Origin of the sequence: Ruminococcus sp. RTP21484sp1_RTP21277st1_D2_RTP21277_210401 (assembly GCF_040924225.1) — a bacterium.
Classification (GTDB): domain Bacteria; phylum Bacillota; class Clostridia; order Lachnospirales; family Lachnospiraceae; genus Blautia_A; species Blautia_A faecis.
In genome coordinates this window covers 179,500-195,615 of sequence record NZ_JBCOMJ010000002.1, presented here as the reverse complement: position 1 = coordinate 195,615, position 16,116 = coordinate 179,500, and the positions used below count along the sequence as shown (strand labels likewise).

General features: G+C 43.9%; 12 protein-coding genes. All 12 read left to right on the top strand.

All coding sequences use genetic code 11. The annotated features are described in order from the left end of the window. Positions 1-197 precede the first annotated feature (197 nt). The 12 genes from AB5706_RS02060 to AB5706_RS02005 all read left to right on the top strand — a co-directional run bounded on the left by AB5706_RS02060 (position 198) and on the right by AB5706_RS02005 (position 15,776). Positions 198-1,730 (top strand): ABC transporter ATP-binding protein, encoded by a 1,533-nt coding sequence (locus tag AB5706_RS02060; RefSeq protein WP_368365697.1) that lies wholly within the window; start codon positions 198-200, stop codon positions 1,728-1,730. Continuing rightward, positions 1,731-2,828: an ABC transporter permease gene (locus AB5706_RS02055; RefSeq protein ID WP_173734883.1), complete on the top strand. Its 1,098-nt coding sequence runs from the start codon at positions 1,731-1,733 to the stop codon at positions 2,826-2,828. Beyond that, entirely contained in the window at positions 2,829-3,821 is a 993-nt protein-coding gene (locus AB5706_RS02050) for an ABC transporter permease (protein ID WP_148461206.1), read from the top strand. It abuts the gene before it with no gap. Positions 3,822-4,270: 449 nt separating this feature from the next. Next, entirely contained in the window at positions 4,271-5,575 is a 1,305-nt protein-coding gene (locus AB5706_RS02045) for a trigger factor (RefSeq protein ID WP_368365695.1), read from the top strand. A 192-nt stretch (positions 5,576-5,767) separates the two neighbouring features. Next, positions 5,768-7,444, top strand: a complete 1,677-nt coding sequence (locus tag AB5706_RS02040) for a M3 family oligoendopeptidase (protein ID WP_173734885.1) — start codon at positions 5,768-5,770, stop codon at positions 7,442-7,444. Positions 7,445-7,523: 79 nt separating this feature from the next. After that, positions 7,524-8,096, top strand: coding sequence for a hypothetical protein (locus AB5706_RS02035; RefSeq protein WP_173734886.1), 573 nt, complete (start codon positions 7,524-7,526; stop codon positions 8,094-8,096). Between the two features lie 202 nt (positions 8,097-8,298). Then, on the top strand, positions 8,299-10,560 hold the full coding sequence (locus tag AB5706_RS02030) for an ABC transporter substrate-binding protein (RefSeq protein WP_173734887.1): 2,262 nt from the start codon (positions 8,299-8,301) through the stop codon (positions 10,558-10,560). A 91-nt stretch (positions 10,561-10,651) separates the two neighbouring features. Beyond that, positions 10,652-10,780, top strand: coding sequence for a DUF6783 domain-containing protein (locus AB5706_RS02025; RefSeq protein WP_368072609.1), 129 nt, complete (start codon positions 10,652-10,654; stop codon positions 10,778-10,780). Positions 10,781-10,831: 51 nt separating this feature from the next. Continuing rightward, the gene (locus AB5706_RS02020) at positions 10,832-11,818 is read left to right on the top strand and encodes an ABC transporter permease (RefSeq protein WP_118579276.1); all 987 of its coding nucleotides are present in this window, start codon (positions 10,832-10,834) and stop codon (positions 11,816-11,818) included. 10 nt (positions 11,819-11,828) lie between these two features. Then, complete coding sequence (locus AB5706_RS02015; RefSeq protein ID WP_226815132.1) at positions 11,829-13,571, top strand: ABC transporter permease; 1,743 nt, start codon at positions 11,829-11,831, stop codon at positions 13,569-13,571. Between the two features lie 152 nt (positions 13,572-13,723). Then, complete coding sequence (locus AB5706_RS02010) at positions 13,724-14,776, top strand: ABC transporter ATP-binding protein (RefSeq protein ID WP_334285095.1); 1,053 nt, start codon at positions 13,724-13,726, stop codon at positions 14,774-14,776. Further along, positions 14,769-15,776, top strand: a complete 1,008-nt coding sequence (locus AB5706_RS02005) for an ABC transporter ATP-binding protein (RefSeq protein ID WP_148461212.1) — start codon at positions 14,769-14,771, stop codon at positions 15,774-15,776. The genes AB5706_RS02010 and AB5706_RS02005 overlap by 8 nt, the downstream gene beginning before the upstream one ends. Positions 15,777-16,116 lie beyond the last annotated feature (340 nt).

The following is a 16,116-nucleotide window of genomic DNA, read 5'->3' as shown; positions in this document are numbered from 1 at the left end:
TGGGAAGAAACCTGAACAGTTATCGAATTACATGAAATCCAAAAGGGGAGCTGTAAAAAGGCTTCCCTTTTGTTTCGTAAGCGGGAAAGTTAAAATCCACGCGGATGTGGGATTTTGGCGAACGCTTCAAAGATAGGCAAAAAACCAGAAGAGCTTGTTTTGCCTTGATTATAAAACGGGAAGGGAGGCACAACACTTTGGAATATGCCATTCAATTAAAAAATGTTACCAAAACATTTGGAAAAGTTGTTGCCAACAAAAATGTCAACCTTGACGTAAAAAAAGGTGAGATTCTCTCCCTTCTGGGAGAAAATGGAAGTGGCAAGACCACTCTTATGAATATGATCTCCGGTATTTATTTTCCAGATTCCGGCGAGATCATGATAGACGGCAGGAAAGTGGAAATCCGCTCTCCGAAAGATGCCTACGATCTGGGAATCGGTATGATTCACCAGCACTTTAAACTGATCGACGTCTTCAGTGCCACTGAGAATATTGCGCTTGGTCTTGATAAAAAACAGAAATTTGATCTGAAAGAGGTTCGTAAAAAAGCACAGGCTATCTGTGACAGGTACCACTTTGATCTGGACCTGAATCAGAAGGTTTACGAGATGAGTGTATCTCAGAAACAGACTCTGGAAATTGTAAAAGTTCTCTACAGAGGAGCAAACATCCTGATTCTGGATGAGCCTACGGCAGTTCTGACTCCTCAGGAAACGGCAAGACTTTTTGAAGTAATCCGAAACATGAAAGCAGATAACAAATCCGTTATTATCATTACCCACAAGCTTCACGAAGTTCTGGAGATTTCTGACCGCGTGGCAATCCTTCGAAAAGGGGAGTACATAGGCACAGTAGAGACCAGTGAAGCTACAGAAAATTCCCTTACAGAGATGATGGTTGGCAAGAAGGTAGAACTGAATATTGCCCGCTCTGCGCCTGTAAATCCTGTGAAACGCCTTTCAGTTTCCCATCTGACTGTTTATAACCGTGAGGAAATCAAGGTGCTGGACGATGTAAGCTTCGATGTTTTCGGCGGAGAAGTCCTTGGTATAGCGGGAATTTCAGGAAATGGACAAAAGGAGCTTCTGGAAGCCATTGCAGGACTTCAGATTACAGCCCAGGGCAGCAGCATTGAATTCTATGAAAAAGGTAAAGAAGACCAGCCCCTTCAGCTGGTTGGCAAAACACCAAAGAAAATTCGGGATGCCGGTGTGCATCTTGCATTTGTTCCAGAGGATCGTCTTGGAATGGGACTTGTTGGTTCCATGGGTATGACGGGAAATATGCTGTTAAAGAGTTATGGAAATGGTCCATCTCCGATTACCGATATGCGTGCTCCGAAGAAAATGGCAGAAAAGGTAAAAAAAGAGCTGGAGGTAGTTACCCCAAGCTTAAATACTCCTGTATCCCGCCTTTCTGGCGGTAATGTACAGAAGGTTCTGGTAGGCCGTGAAATCGCAGAGGCACCGACAGTCCTGATGACTGCCTATGCAGTACGTGGTCTGGATATCAATACCTCCTATACGATCTACAATCTTCTGAATGAGGAGAAAAAAGAGGGCGTTGCAGTTGTTTATGTAGGTGAGGATCTGGATGTGCTCATTGACTTGTGCGACCGCATTCTGGTTCTCTGCGGCGGCAGGGAGAATGGTATCCTGGATGCCAGAACCACCACAAAAGAAGAAGTTGGTCTGCTGATGACAAATCTTCGGAAGGAGGGGAAATAAATGAGTGAATTAAAAACAAAAGAACCCTTAGTCCGAATTATAAAGCGTGACAAAAGCAGCTTCGGCTACAAAGTATGGGTTCGTGCAGCTGCCATTTTACTGGCACTGGTTGTAGATGCAATTTTCATTTACAGCGTAACCGGACTGAATCCGTTATCCGTATATGTAGTTATGTTTAACGGTACCTTTATGACAAGTATTCGTTTTTCCTGGGCAATGCGAGATCTGGTAACCCTGCTCTGCATCGGTATTGCTCTTGCCCCTGCGTTTAAAATGCATTTCTGGAACATTGGTGCAGAGGGACAGGTATTGGTGGGTGGTCTTGCCACTGCCATGGTTATGGTAAAATGCGGAGCCAGCCTTCCTACACCGGTGCTTTTCCTGGTAATGTTCCTTACCAGCGTGATCGCAGGCGGTCTGTGGGGCTTTATCCCGGCTGTGTTTAAGGCATACTGGAACACAAACGAAACACTGTTTACCCTGATGATGAACTATGTGGCAACCAGCATTGTGGCATGCATGACTAATATTCTTCGTGGAAAAGCCTCCAGCCTTGGTAAACTGAACATGTCTACACAGGTTGGATGGTTTCCGCAGTTTTTGGGACAGAGATATAATATTAACATTCTGATTGTTGTGATCCTGATGTTTGTCATGTTCTTCTATTTGAAATATTCCAAACAGGGATATGAGATCACCGTTGTCGGAGAATCTGAGAACACTGCAAGATATGCCGGTATCAATGTAAAATGGGTAACCATCCGTACCATGATCATTTCCGGTGCTATCTGCGGTCTGGTTGGTTTCCTGATCGTAGCAGGAAGAGACCAGACCATTTCCACCACATCTGCAGGTGGAAACGGATTTACCGCCATTATTGTAGCATGGCTTGCAAAGTTTAATACGTTTTATATGGCTCTGATCTCCTTCCTGCTGATCTTCCTTTCCAAAGGTGCAGCAGAGATTGCTTCTGCATACAGCCTGAACGATTATGCAGCAAGTATTATTGAAGGCGTGATTCTGTTCTTTATCCTTGGAAGTGAATTCTTCATCAACTATAAAATGATTTTCCGTGGTTCCAAAAAGGAGGTGCACTAAATGAGTAATCTGATTGCGTGGATCATCAGGGCAATTCCATTTGGAACAATTATCATGTTTGGTTCCATGGGCGAGATCACCACTGAGAAATCCGGAAACCTGAATCTGGGAGTTCCGGGAATTATGTATCTTGGCGGCTTTGCTGGCTTCGCCAGCTCCTATTTTTACGAGAAAAATTCAGCAGATCCAAAGGGTTGGATATGTGTGATCCTGGCGCTTGTGGCAGCAATTGCAGCCTCCATGCTGGGAGGGCTGATTTTCAGCTTCCTTACCATTACCCTTCGTGCAAACCAGAATGTAACCGGTCTTGCACTTACCACATTCGGTATGGGCGTTGCTAATTTCTTTGGTGTATTTATTTTAAATGGTGCAAGCTACACTGCAGCACCGCTGGCATACGCTTCTTTTTCAAAGAAGATTCCATTCCTGTCCAGTAAGCTGGGAATTGTAAGTAAAACTGTTTTTGCCTATGGTTTTCTGGTATATGCGGCAATCATCATTGCTGTTGTTCTGCATTACGTGCTGAACAAAACAAGAGTAGGTCTGAATCTTCGGGCTGTAGGTGAAAATCCGGGAACTGCAGACGCAGCCGGAATCAATGTAACCAAATATAAATATCTGGCAACCTGTATTGGTGCCGGTCTTTCCGGAATCGGCGGATTATATTACGTTCTGGATTATAATCAGGGCATCTGGGCGACAACGGGACAGATCGAGGCTCTTGGCTGGCTGGCTGTTGCACTGGTTATATTTACCACATGGAAACCTCTGAACTGTATCTGGGGCGCGTATCTTTTTGGTATGCTCTACTGGCTGTATCAGTTCCTTCCAAGTATTCTTGGAATCAAGGTTGCAAGCTATGTCACAGACCTGATCCAGATGGTTCCTTATGTGGTTACCATTATCGTACTGGTTGTAGTAAGCTTTCGAAAGAAAAAAGAGAATCAGCCTCCGGAAAGCCTGGGACTTTCCTACTTCCGAGAGGAAAGATAACAGGGATTGGTTTGATAGAATATTGAAATTTCAGAATCCTCTGCTTATGCTGTATGGTGCAGCATGCAGAGGATTTTTTATTCTTCAGACGGCAATACGATTTGTGAAAAATAAGTGTCCATAGGAAAAGAAAGTTTACAAAATATTTCGAAAATGTTATATTATTATTAAATGATATGAGTGTCAAAAGGTCTTTTGCCACTCATTTGATACCCCGGATTGCTCCGCAGCTACGCTGCTCCCGCAATCCTCCAAATATTCGAAATCCGCTGATTTACTGCGTAAATCGCTACTTTCTCATATTTGGCGTGTCCCAAGTTCAAACGCCTTATCGTGCAAGCACGAACGGCTTTTTGACCTTTTGACACTGGTATCATTAAATAACATGCGAAACATATAGAAAGGATAGCTGGCTCTTAGCTATACAGTTATCAGAAAGGAATAAAAATATGAAAAAAAGATATGTTCTTGCTGCGCTGGCAGCTATGACAGTACTTGCAGGCTGTGGAGATAATGCTTCTCAGCAGAAAAACACGGACAATACTACCCAGGAGAGCACAGCAGAGGATGATCTGACAGCTGCAGATCCGGATGAAGATGGAGAAGAACTGGATCCTGAATTTTCCCAGGATGTAGAGAATAATGAAGTAATCGATGCCGATGACGCAGAGGAAGAAGTGGCGCTTGATCCCATTACTCCTTCTGAATATCTGGTTCAGAATGCTTCTGATTATGTAACTCTTGGAGACTATGATGGTGTAGAGGTTACCAGGTACACCTATGAGATCACTGATGATATGGTGCAGGATGAGATTCAGGAAGAACTGGCAGATGCCAGCGATGAGCAGTCTACCAATGCACCTTCCGAGGACGGAAATATTGTATATATGAATCTTACTGCCACTGTGGAGGGTGAGGAAGCTGCTGATCCTGACGAGACTTTTATCACTTTGGGACAGGAAGAATTTGGTGCAGAATTTGACCAGAAGCTGACAGGTGTTTCTGCAGGAGACAAACTGGATTTTAGCATCACATACGGAGATGACACCTGGCAGGAAGACTGGCAGGGAAAAACCGTTGACTTTTCAGTGGAGATAACAGATGTTACAGCTTCCAATACTCCGGAATATGATGAGGATTATGTGAAGAATTATACCGGGTATGACACGAAGGAAGAATATGAGGCTTCTGTAAAAGAATATCTGGAGCAGTCCTATGAGGAACAGAGTACTTATGATGAGGCAGAAGATCTGATTTCTGCCTGCCTGGCACGTACAGAGTTTACGGGAGAATATCCGGACGACCTGTTTGAGGCATGCAGGGAAGAGGCACTCTCCGGTTATTCCATGTTTGTAGAGGAAGACGGAGATGTAAATGATGTGCTGGATATGTTCGGGGTTACAGAGGATGATATTGCAGAAGAAGCCAAAAATCTTGTAAACCGCCGTCTTTTCATCAGTGCATATGCCGAAGCCAATAATATTGAGGTAACAGAAGAGGAATACGTGAATTATGTGAATGAGTATGCTGACTACTATGGCGAGAGTCCTGCTGATTTTGAGACTCTTTATACACGGGAAACGCTTGTAAATGCCCTTTATGAGAGCAAGGTAACAGAGCTTCTTCTGGAAAAGGCAAACGTGACAGAAACTCCATATACACCAGAAGATTATGAGGAAGAGGAATCCGAAGAAGATGACACGCTTGATGATCTGGAAATCGTAGAAGAAGGAGAAGAAGGCGTAGCTGAATAAAATCTGAAGATTTGGCAAAACACACTTTTAACGTCATAATGTTCTTTTATTAATATTTTTTATAAATTTAAGCCTTTTAATTTAGATGTGATTATGATATAGTAAATAATACGCGACAATGGATGGACAGCATTCTGAAGATAAGCTTTAGGAAGTTTGTCCGCCCATTTGTGTCTATAAAGGAGGAACGAGATGAAATTTTCAGAAATGCCTTACACTCGTGTGGATTTTCCAGCTGTAATCGCACAGGCACAAGAGATTATCCAGCGCGCATCTTCTGCGAAGAGCGGAGAAGAGCAGTTCGAGATTCATCAGGAGTTTAACAAGCTGATGGATCACGTGAGAACTCTTTACACCATCGCCCATATCCGCAGGGATGGAGATGTGACAAATGAGTTTTATGACGGCGAGAAGAGCTACTATGATGAGAAGCTCCCGGAACTGAACGCAGTGACAAATGAGTATAAGAAAGTACTTTTTGCCACTCCATATCGTCAGTATATGGAAGAGAAAATCGGACCGGTTGCATTTAAGTCCATGGAACTGGAGATGAAATCTTTCGATGACAGTCTGATTCCGCTGATGCAGGAGGAGAATACCCTTGCTTCCCGTTACAGCAAGCTGATCGCTTCTGCCAAGATCATGTGGGAAGGAGAAGAACTGAACCTTTCCCTTATGCGTAAGTATATGCGCTCCCAGGATCGGAATACCCGTAAGAAAGCATGGGATGCTTTTTCAGGCTTCTTTGAGGAGAACCAGGCTGAGCTTGATGAAATCTACGATCTGATGGTGAAGAACCGTACCAGACAGGCACAGATGCTGGGCTTTGAGAATTACATTGATATGGGCTACTTCCGCATGAACCGTAATTCTTATACCAAGGAAGATGTACAGAAGCTTCGCGAGCAGATTAAGACTGTATTTGTACCGTTAGCTTCCAGAATGCACAAGAACCGTCAGGCACGCCTTGGGGTAGACGCACTTCGTTATTATGATATGGGTGTTTATTTCCCACAGGGAGATCCGGCGCCGATCGGTACTCCTGAGGAGATTCTTGAGAGCGGCCGCAAAATGTACACGGAGATGTCTGATGAGACAAGGGATTTCTTCAACATGATGATGGAGAATGAGCTTTTTGATGTATTCGGACGTAAGAATAAGGCTACCGGTGGTTACATGACGGAGCTTCCGGATTATGGTGTACCGTTTATTTTTGCAAACTTTAACGGAACCAGTGGTGACGTGGATGTAATCACACATGAGTGTGGACATGCATTTCAGAGTTATGTATCCTGCAAGGATCCAATCACCGATCACTCCAGGTATCTGACCATGGAGACAGCAGAAATCCATTCCATGTCCATGGAATTCTTTGCGGAACCATGGATCGAGCTTTTCTTCGGAGAAAGAGGCGATGATTACCGCAAGATGCACCTTGAGGATGCCATCGACTTTATTCCTTATGGAACAATGGTGGATGAATTCCAGCACATTGTATACGGCAATCCGGAGCTTACACCTAAGGAGCGACGTGATGCATGGAACAAGCTGGAGCAGGAGTACCGTCCATATATGGATTCCACTGGCTGCAGGTTTATGGAAGAAGGCGGTTACTGGCAGAGACAGCATCACATTTTTGAGATGCCTTTCTACTATATTGATTATGTACTTGCACAGCTTTGTGCATTCCAGTTTAAGATCCGCATGGAGAAAGATCATGACGCTGCATGGGCTGATTATATGAAGCTCTGCCGGCTTTCTGCAAGTGATTTCTATCCGTCCATGCTGAAACAGGTGGGACTTACAGTTCCATTTACAGATGGCTGCATTCAGAAGATTGTGGATGAACTGGATAAGAAGCTGGGTTGAGTCATCAGACAAAGACTGTGAGAGGAAAAGCAATTTCGGGTAAGAGATTGGGAATTCACAGGAAAGTTGAGGCAGAATTGTGAAAAAATATGGGAATGATTACCGTCAGAGAGGGAAACAATTTGAATATACCGGAAAATGGTATGGCAGCAGCCTGTCAGTGAAGGAGCTGAAAAGACATGCCCTTAACAATACAGGCCTTATGGCAGCCGCCCTTGTGATTTATTTTGCCAGTTTAATGCTGAACAATGAAGGCAGCAGGATCTTCTGGATATTGCTTCCCTATATGGTGGTAGTCTTCCCTGTTTCCTATGGAATCATGGGAGGTGCTTCCTTATTCCTTTTTTGCAGACAGCAGGAGGGAAAAGCAGATCACTCACAGGTGGTAATCCCGGAAGAGCATATAGGGCATATGACCTGTGCCCAATATGAAAAAGGGGTGCGACGTCCGGTAAGATGCAGCATTGCCATCACGGTACTGGGACTTTTTACAAGCGTGGCAAACCTGATTTTTTTGTTAAAAGATTTCGAAAATCTTATTTTTACAAGGGAACTATTATTCGAGGCTGCTGCCGTGTTGATTTTAGTACTGGGAAGTGTTAGCACTGCGCAAAACTGGCGGATTAAAGCGAAATTTACAAATTTTGAGTGAAAATCTTTCAGTTTTTGACAATTATGGACAAAATTCCAGACATATTTCGCCATATAGCTATTGCACATGTAATAAAACATGGTAAAATAGAGAGGTATAAGACAACAAATTTTCAGGTTGTCTGTAGTAGCTGGCCTCAAGAGTCCCCAACAGGCTCTGATGAATAGTTACAATAAAATATCTTAAAAAAGGAGGATAAGATATGAACAAGAAGAAGTTGATGGCCCTGTTATTAACAGGTGTCATGGCAGCATCAACAGTGAGCGTACCTGTTTTTGCTGAAGAAGCTGAGGGAGGTTCTTCTGATACACCACTTGTTATTGGACAGACTAACTTCTCCGAGAAATTCAGTGGATTATTCCACGAGGCAGTTCCGGATCAGCAGATCGCAGAGAATGTAGGTGAGTATCTGTTTGGAAGTGACCGTACAGGTGCTATTATTTACAATGGTATCGAGGGTGAGACACATGAGTATAACGGAACGGATTATACTTATACAGGACTTTCCGACGTAACTGTTACAGAGGGCGAGGATGAGACTGTATACAATTTCAAGCTTCGTGAGGGTGTAACATTTTCTGACGGTGAGCCTCTTACCGCAGATGACCTGATTTTCACATATTATGTACTTTCTGATACAGATTATGATGGAAATGCAACATTCTACTCCACCAATATCAAAGGTATGAAGAATTACCGTCTGAATTCCACAGCAGCAGATTCCATCACAGATGAGGATGTTGCAAATACACTTGCAGACATGCCGGATGAAGTTGCTGCAAGAGTGAAAGATGAGCTGATTGTTCCGCTTCTTACATCTGAGTATGAGTGGGCGCAGACTGCATGGGAAGATTATGCAGATGCTTATGGTGTTACAAACGGAGATGAGTTCTTTGGAATGCTTTACGCAGCAGATGAGAACTATTCTGTAGATGGCAAAGATCAGGATACGATCATTAATGAGATCGCAGACCAGTATGGCAAGGACTATCTTGCACTTGCAGCTGCCTACGGCGACGAAGCATACTTCGATGAAGATGCAGCAACAATCGCTTCCGAATACCTGGTAGAGCAGAAAACTGCAGCAGGTGAAGGTGAAGAGGTTGCGAACATTGAGGGAATCAAGAAGCTTGGTGATTACGAAGTTGAGGTTACCACAGATGGTTTCGAGGCAACTACAATCTATCAGCTTGGGGTAATCGTTGAGCCAATGCATTATTATGGAGATGCTTCTCTCTATGACTATGATAACAACCAGTTCGGTTTCACAAGAGGAGATCTCTCCGCTGTACGTGATAAATCCAACCAGCCACTTGGCGCAGGTCCGTACAAATTTGTGAAATATGAGAACAAGACTGTATACATGGAAGCAAACGAGAACTACTACAAGGGTGCTCCTAAGACCAAGTACCTTCAGTGGCGTGAGACTTCTGACGCAGATAAGATTGCCGGTGTTGAGCAGGGTACAATCGACCTTTCCGACCCATCCGGAAGCAAATCTGCATTTGACCAGATCAAGAGCATTAACGGAAACGACGAGCTCAATGGTGATAAGATTATCGTTAACGCAACAGACAACCTCGGATACGGATACATCGGTCTTAATGCAAACACAATCAATGTTGGTGGAGAGCCAGGATCTGACGCTTCCAAGAACTTAAGAAAAGCTCTTACAACTGTACTTGCTGTATATCGTGATGTAGCAATCGATTCCTATTATGGAGATGCTGCTTCCGTAATCAACTACCCGATCTCCAATACATCCTGGGCAGCTCCTCAGAAATCTGATGCAGATTATCAGGTAGCTTACTCTGTGGATGTTGATGGAAATCCGCTTTACACAGATGATATGACGGATGATGAGAAGTTTGCAGCAGCAACACAGGCAGCTCTTGGCTTCTTCGAAGCAGCCGGATACACTGTAGAGAATGGCAAGGTAACAGCAGCTCCGGAAGGTGCTAAGATGACTTATGAGATCATCATCGGCGCTGACGGAAGTGGAGACCACCCAAGCTTTGCAATCCTTACAGATGCGAAGGCAGCTCTTGAGTCCATCGGATTTACACTTGAGATCAATGATGTTACAGACTCCAACATTATGTGGGATGCTTTAAATGCAGGTACCGCAGAAATGTGGGCAGCTGCATGGCAGGCAACAGTGGATCCTGATATGTATCAGGTTTACCACAGCGCAAGTGTAAAGAGCAATTACTACCACATCAATGATGAAACACTGGATCAGGATATTATTGATGCCCGTTCCACAGCTGATCAGGAATACAGAAAATCTGTTTACAAACAGTGTCTGGACATTATTCTTGACTGGGCAGTAGAGATTCCGATCTATCAGAGACAGAACTGCGTTATTTACAGCCCTGAGCGTATCAATGCAGATACCTTTACGAAAGATGTTACTACATTCTATCCATGGTATGGAGATATCATTAATATCGAAATGAACTAAAGGTATAAAAGAAGAATGACTTGTTAGCGCAGTGGGTCCACCATAACCAGTGGACCCACTGCCTTACTGGCAGTATGCCTTGGGCTAGAGCGTGTCTGAAAAAGCATTCCCGCAATCTCCCACAAATTGTGACGCACATCTTGCAGAAAGCCTTTTTCAAACATGCTCTGGAACCCGGCCCGGTAAAACGGACAGAACCGGCAGGACACACTGCCAGTAAGAACAAGGTAAGTCAGTCTTCCCGCCCGATACTGAAAGGATAATTTATATAATGAAAAAATTTATTGTACGTCGTGTACTTCTTGGAGCGATGATCCTGTTCTTCGTTTCCATGATCATTTATTCAATTGAGAGAGCCCTTCCGACTTCTTATGTAGAGGGAAGAGCCCGTGATATGTCAATGAAACAGGGCGCGAAGCCCTATGATGAGCTGGTTGCTGAGTTAAATGCCGCTTATGGACTGGATAAGCCGGTCCTGGAAGGTTATTTCATCTGGCTTGGAAAAGCTGTTCATGGTGAATTCGGAGAATCCTGGATTTTCCATCAGCCAGTAAAACAGAAATTTGCCAGTGTCATCTGGTATTCTTTTGCTCTGGCACTGGCCTCCTTCCTGTTGGAAATTATCATTGCCATACCTTTGGGTATTATATCGGCAACGAAGCAGTACAGCAGGATTGATTATGCAGTTACCGTTTTTGCATTGATCGGTATTTCGCTGCCGTCCTTTTTCTTTGCTACCATTTTGAAATGGATTTTCTCTATTAATCTGAAATGGGTTGACCTGTATGGTATCGTAAGCCGTATGCATGAGTCCTATGGAAGTGTAGGTAAGGTACTGGATATGGCACAGCATATGATCCTTCCGGTTATTACGCTGACTATCGTAAGTGTTGGTTCCCTTATGCGTTATACCAGAACCAATATGCTGGAGGTTCTGAATGCAGATTATATCCGTACTGCCAGAGCGAAAGGTGTTCCGGAGAAAAAGGTAGTTTCTCATCATGCATTCCGCAATACTCTGATTCCGATCATCACCATCCTTGGAAGTACACTTCCGAACCTGTTCGGTGGAGCGATGATCACAGAGACTTTGTTCCAGATTCCGGGAATTGGATATACCTCCTACCAGGCATTAACTCAGGGAGATATTCCGTTTACCATGTTCTATATGGTATTTCTGGCATTTCTGACATTAACCGGCAATCTGATCGCAGATATCCTGTACGCTGTGGCAGATCCAAGGGTACGAGTAAATTAGGAGGAAAAACATGAGTACAGATCCAACAAAGAAAAAAGACGATCATGTCAGTACCTCCAAGGCACTGGATGATGAACAGCGTGTAAAAGTCCTTTCACCAGGAATGCTTGTTGCAAAGCGTTTCTTCCGCAATAAACTGGCTGTGGCAGGACTTGTAATTCTGGTAGCGATGTTTTTGTTTTCATTTATAGGTGGTATGGTAAGCCCTTACAATGAAAGCCAGGTATTCCGTAAAACAGATCATGTATGGAAAGACTATGCGGGAGCTACCTATAATAAATCTTATATTTTTACAACAGCAAATGGTGCAGAATTTCCTGCGCAGGGACAGCAGAAATTTATCCTTGCTACAAACAAGGGAAATGATTCCTTTGAAGCAAATGATGTAACCTACGGATTGGAACAAAAAGGTGAAGATTACTGGGCAATTTATTCTTCAGAATCAGTAGCAACCGTTCTTACACTGAAAGGAAAATCTACTTATAAACAGGTTGGAAATACAGAAATAACAGATGAAATCAAAGAAGGCTATGAAGAGGCTGTGGCAAATGATGCCAATACCTTTGAAGTAGATGGAACTACCTATACAATTGAGAAGGCCGGACGTGAGAATCAGATCACAATTTCCGGCGAAGTTGCATTTGCAACCAAGAAAGTATTCAGCGCAGCAACGAATGATGCAGAGATGGGATTTGATTTCCAGCAGGCAGCACTTGATGCAATTGAAGCAGGAGATGCTTCTTTTGAATACGATGGCGCAACCTATGAGCTGACTACAACAGAGAAAGAGACATCCACAGAGGTTGTAAAGGATGGCGAAGTTTATGCTACTGTTTCCAATCTTCTGGTATCTCCTCAGGCAAAAGGTGTGTTCCTTTCTCTTTCCTTTAAAGAAGCAGTAGAACAGGCAATTGCTGACAAAGCTTCTACATTTACAGCTGTTAATGAGGCTGGCGAAGAAGAAACCTATCAGCTTCAGACCAAGAATACACAGTATGTTGTAAGAAGCCAGAAAGCAACTACTGTAAATGATACTTATTCCGGACCAAGCAAAAAGCACTGGTTAGGAACAGACGGAAACGGTATGGACATGCTGACCAGACTGATGTATGGCGGACGTATTTCCCTGATGATCGGTTTCGTTGTTATCATTATTGAAGGTATTATTGGTATTCTGATCGGTGGTGTGTCCGGTTATTTTGGAGGATGGGTAGATACCATTCTCATGCGTGTGGTTGATGTTGTAATCTGTATTCCGGCAATGCCGCTGTACATTATCATCGGTTCTGTTATGGATTATTACAAAATTGACCCGCGAATCCGAATTTATGCACTTTGTGCAATTCTTGGTATCGTAGGATGGCCGGGAATTGCCCGTATGGTTCGAGGTCAGATCCTGTCTCTTCGTGAGCAGGAATTTATGGTTGCTACAGAAGCTACCGGTGTTCGTATTTCAAGACGTATTTTCCGTCACCTGATTCCGAACGTTATTCCACAGCTGATCGTTATTGCAACAATGGGACTTGGTGATGTTATCCTGATGGAAGCAACTCTTAGCTTCCTTGGAATCGGTGTTAAATTCCCATACGCTTCCTGGGGTAATATTGTAAATGCGGTAAATGATGTATACGTATTGACCAACTTCTGGTTCGTATGGATCCCGGCCGGATTCTTAATCCTGCTGACCGTTCTTGGATTTAACTTTGTGGGTGATGGTCTTCGTGATGCATTTGACCCGAAAATGAAACGGTAGGTGCGAATATGGCATTATTTGGTAAGAAAAACGCAAACTATATCTCAGCTAAGGAAACCAAAAGGATCTCCAAAGAGAATCGAAAGATCACCAATGAGATAGAGAAGAAGAGAAACAGAAAGAATATTCCGGAGTCAGAGTATATCACTACCATGAAGAACCCGGAAAACGTAGTTGAGTTTGACAATGTTCATACTTATTTCTTTACAGATATCGGAACTGTTAAAGCCGTTGATGGTGTAAGCTTTGAAATTCCTCAGGGAAAAACAGTTGGTGTTGTTGGAGAGTCCGGTTGTGGAAAGTCTGTAACAAGTCTTTCCCTTATGCAGCTGGTACAGCGTCCTCAGGGACAGACCGTAGAAGGAGAAATCCGTTTTAATACTGGCGACAAGGTTTACAATATTGTAAATACTCCTACAAGTGAAATGCAGAAGCTTCGCGGAAATGAGCTTTCCATGATTTTCCAGGAGCCTATGACTGCACTGAATCCGGTATTCCGCATTGGAGAGCAGGTTGATGAGATCACCAAGCTTCACAATCCGGATATGAGCAAAGAGCAGGTAAAGGCCAGAACCATCGAAATGCTGAAGCTGGTTGGAATTGCCAACAGTGAGGGCGTTTATAAGATGTATCCTCATGAGCTTTCCGGTGGTATGCGTCAGCGTGTATGTATCGCAATCGGTCTTGCTTGTAATCCAAGACTGATCATTGCTGATGAGCCTACCACAGCTCTTGACGTTACAATTCAGGCGCAGATCCTGGATCTGATGCGTAACCTGAAGGATAAGATCAATTCTTCCATTATGCTGATCACTCATGACCTGGGTGTTATTGCAGAGATGGCAGATTATGTAGTTGTTATGTATGCTGGCCGTGTAGTTGAGAAGGGTACTGCAAGCGAGATCTTCAAGAACCCGTCTCATCCATACACCATTGGACTTATGCGCTCCAAACCGGTTGTAGGCAAGAAGGTTGACAAGCTTTACAGTATTCCAGGTAAGGTTCCGAACCCTATTGATATGCCGGATTACTGTTATTTCCGTGACCGTTGTGAACTTAGCTGTGACAAGTGTCAGGGAAGCTATCCAGGCGTGATCAAATTAAGTCCTACACATGAAGTAAGCTGTTACCGTTATGCAGACCGTCCGGAAGCCGGATGGCTGGCAAATGTTCATCCGGGGGAAGGGGGCAAAACTCATGAGTGAGAATAAGACAGCAGAAAATACAAAGAATCAGCAGTCCGATAACATTCTGGAGGTATCCCATCTTAAGAAATATTTCCCGATCAAGGGTGGAATGTTCGGTAAGCAGGTTGGAGCTGTAAAAGCAGTTGATGACGTTTCTTTCACATTAAAGAGAGGAACCACAATGGGACTTGTTGGAGAGTCCGGATGTGGTAAATCTACCACAGGAAGAACCATCTTAAGGCTGATTGAGAAAACAGACGGACAGGTTCTCTTCAACGGAAAAGATGTTTACGGTCTTTCCAATAGAGAAATGCGCGATATGCGTACCAAGATGCAGATCATTTTCCAGGATCCATATTCTTCCCTTTCTCCAAGACTGCCAGTCGGAGAAATCATCGGGGAAGCAGTAAGAGAGCATAACCTGGTTCCCAAGTCTGAATATGCAGATTATGTGACCAAGATCATGGATGACTGTGGACTTCAGTCTTATCATAAAGACCGTTATCCTCATGAGTTCTCTGGTGGACAGAGACAGCGTATCTGTATTGCGAGAGCACTTGCATTGAATCCGGAGTTCGTTGTGTGTGACGAGCCGGTTTCCGCGCTTGATGTTTCCGTACAGGCACAGATCATCAACCTGTTAAAGGAACTTCAGGAGAAGAGAAATCTGACTTACCTGTTCATTTCTCATGATCTTTCCGTTGTAGAGCATATTTCCGATACCATCGGTGTTATGTATCTGGGAGGTCTTGTGGAGACTGGTACCACATCAGATATTTTTGCAAATCCTCTTCATCCGTACACAGAGGCTCTGTTCTCTGCAATTCCAATGCCGGATCCGGATCTGAAGAGAAACCGTATCATTCTGGAGGGAAATATTCCATCCCCGGCGAATCCGCCTAAGGGATGTAAGTTCCATACCAGATGCCGGAAGTGCATGGAGATTTGTAAGAATCAGGTGCCTGAGGTAAAAGATATGGGAAATGGGCATAAGGTGCGCTGCCATCTGTATGACTAAGAATAAAGCAGGCCAGGGATTACCTGGTCTGTTGCTATTTAGTGTGTTGAAAGTTGTTCAAGGCGGACGCATTCGGACAATGGTGATTGCTCACTCGCCGGCGCAACGCTCCAGCGAACTAACTGCTAACTGCGACTAAATCGTTCAGGAGAGCCTTCACGATTAAGTCTCCGTAAGCAGTGGATTTCGCCTACGCTAAAACCGCGCCTGAAATGGCTCGCTAGAGCAATCACCATTGCCCGAATACTGTGTACTGTCTGGGACTTATTTGTGCATAGGAACTTTCGACAGGGGGGAGGGGGAGTGATTGGTTTCCCGATACTTTTTTGACAACGATAGA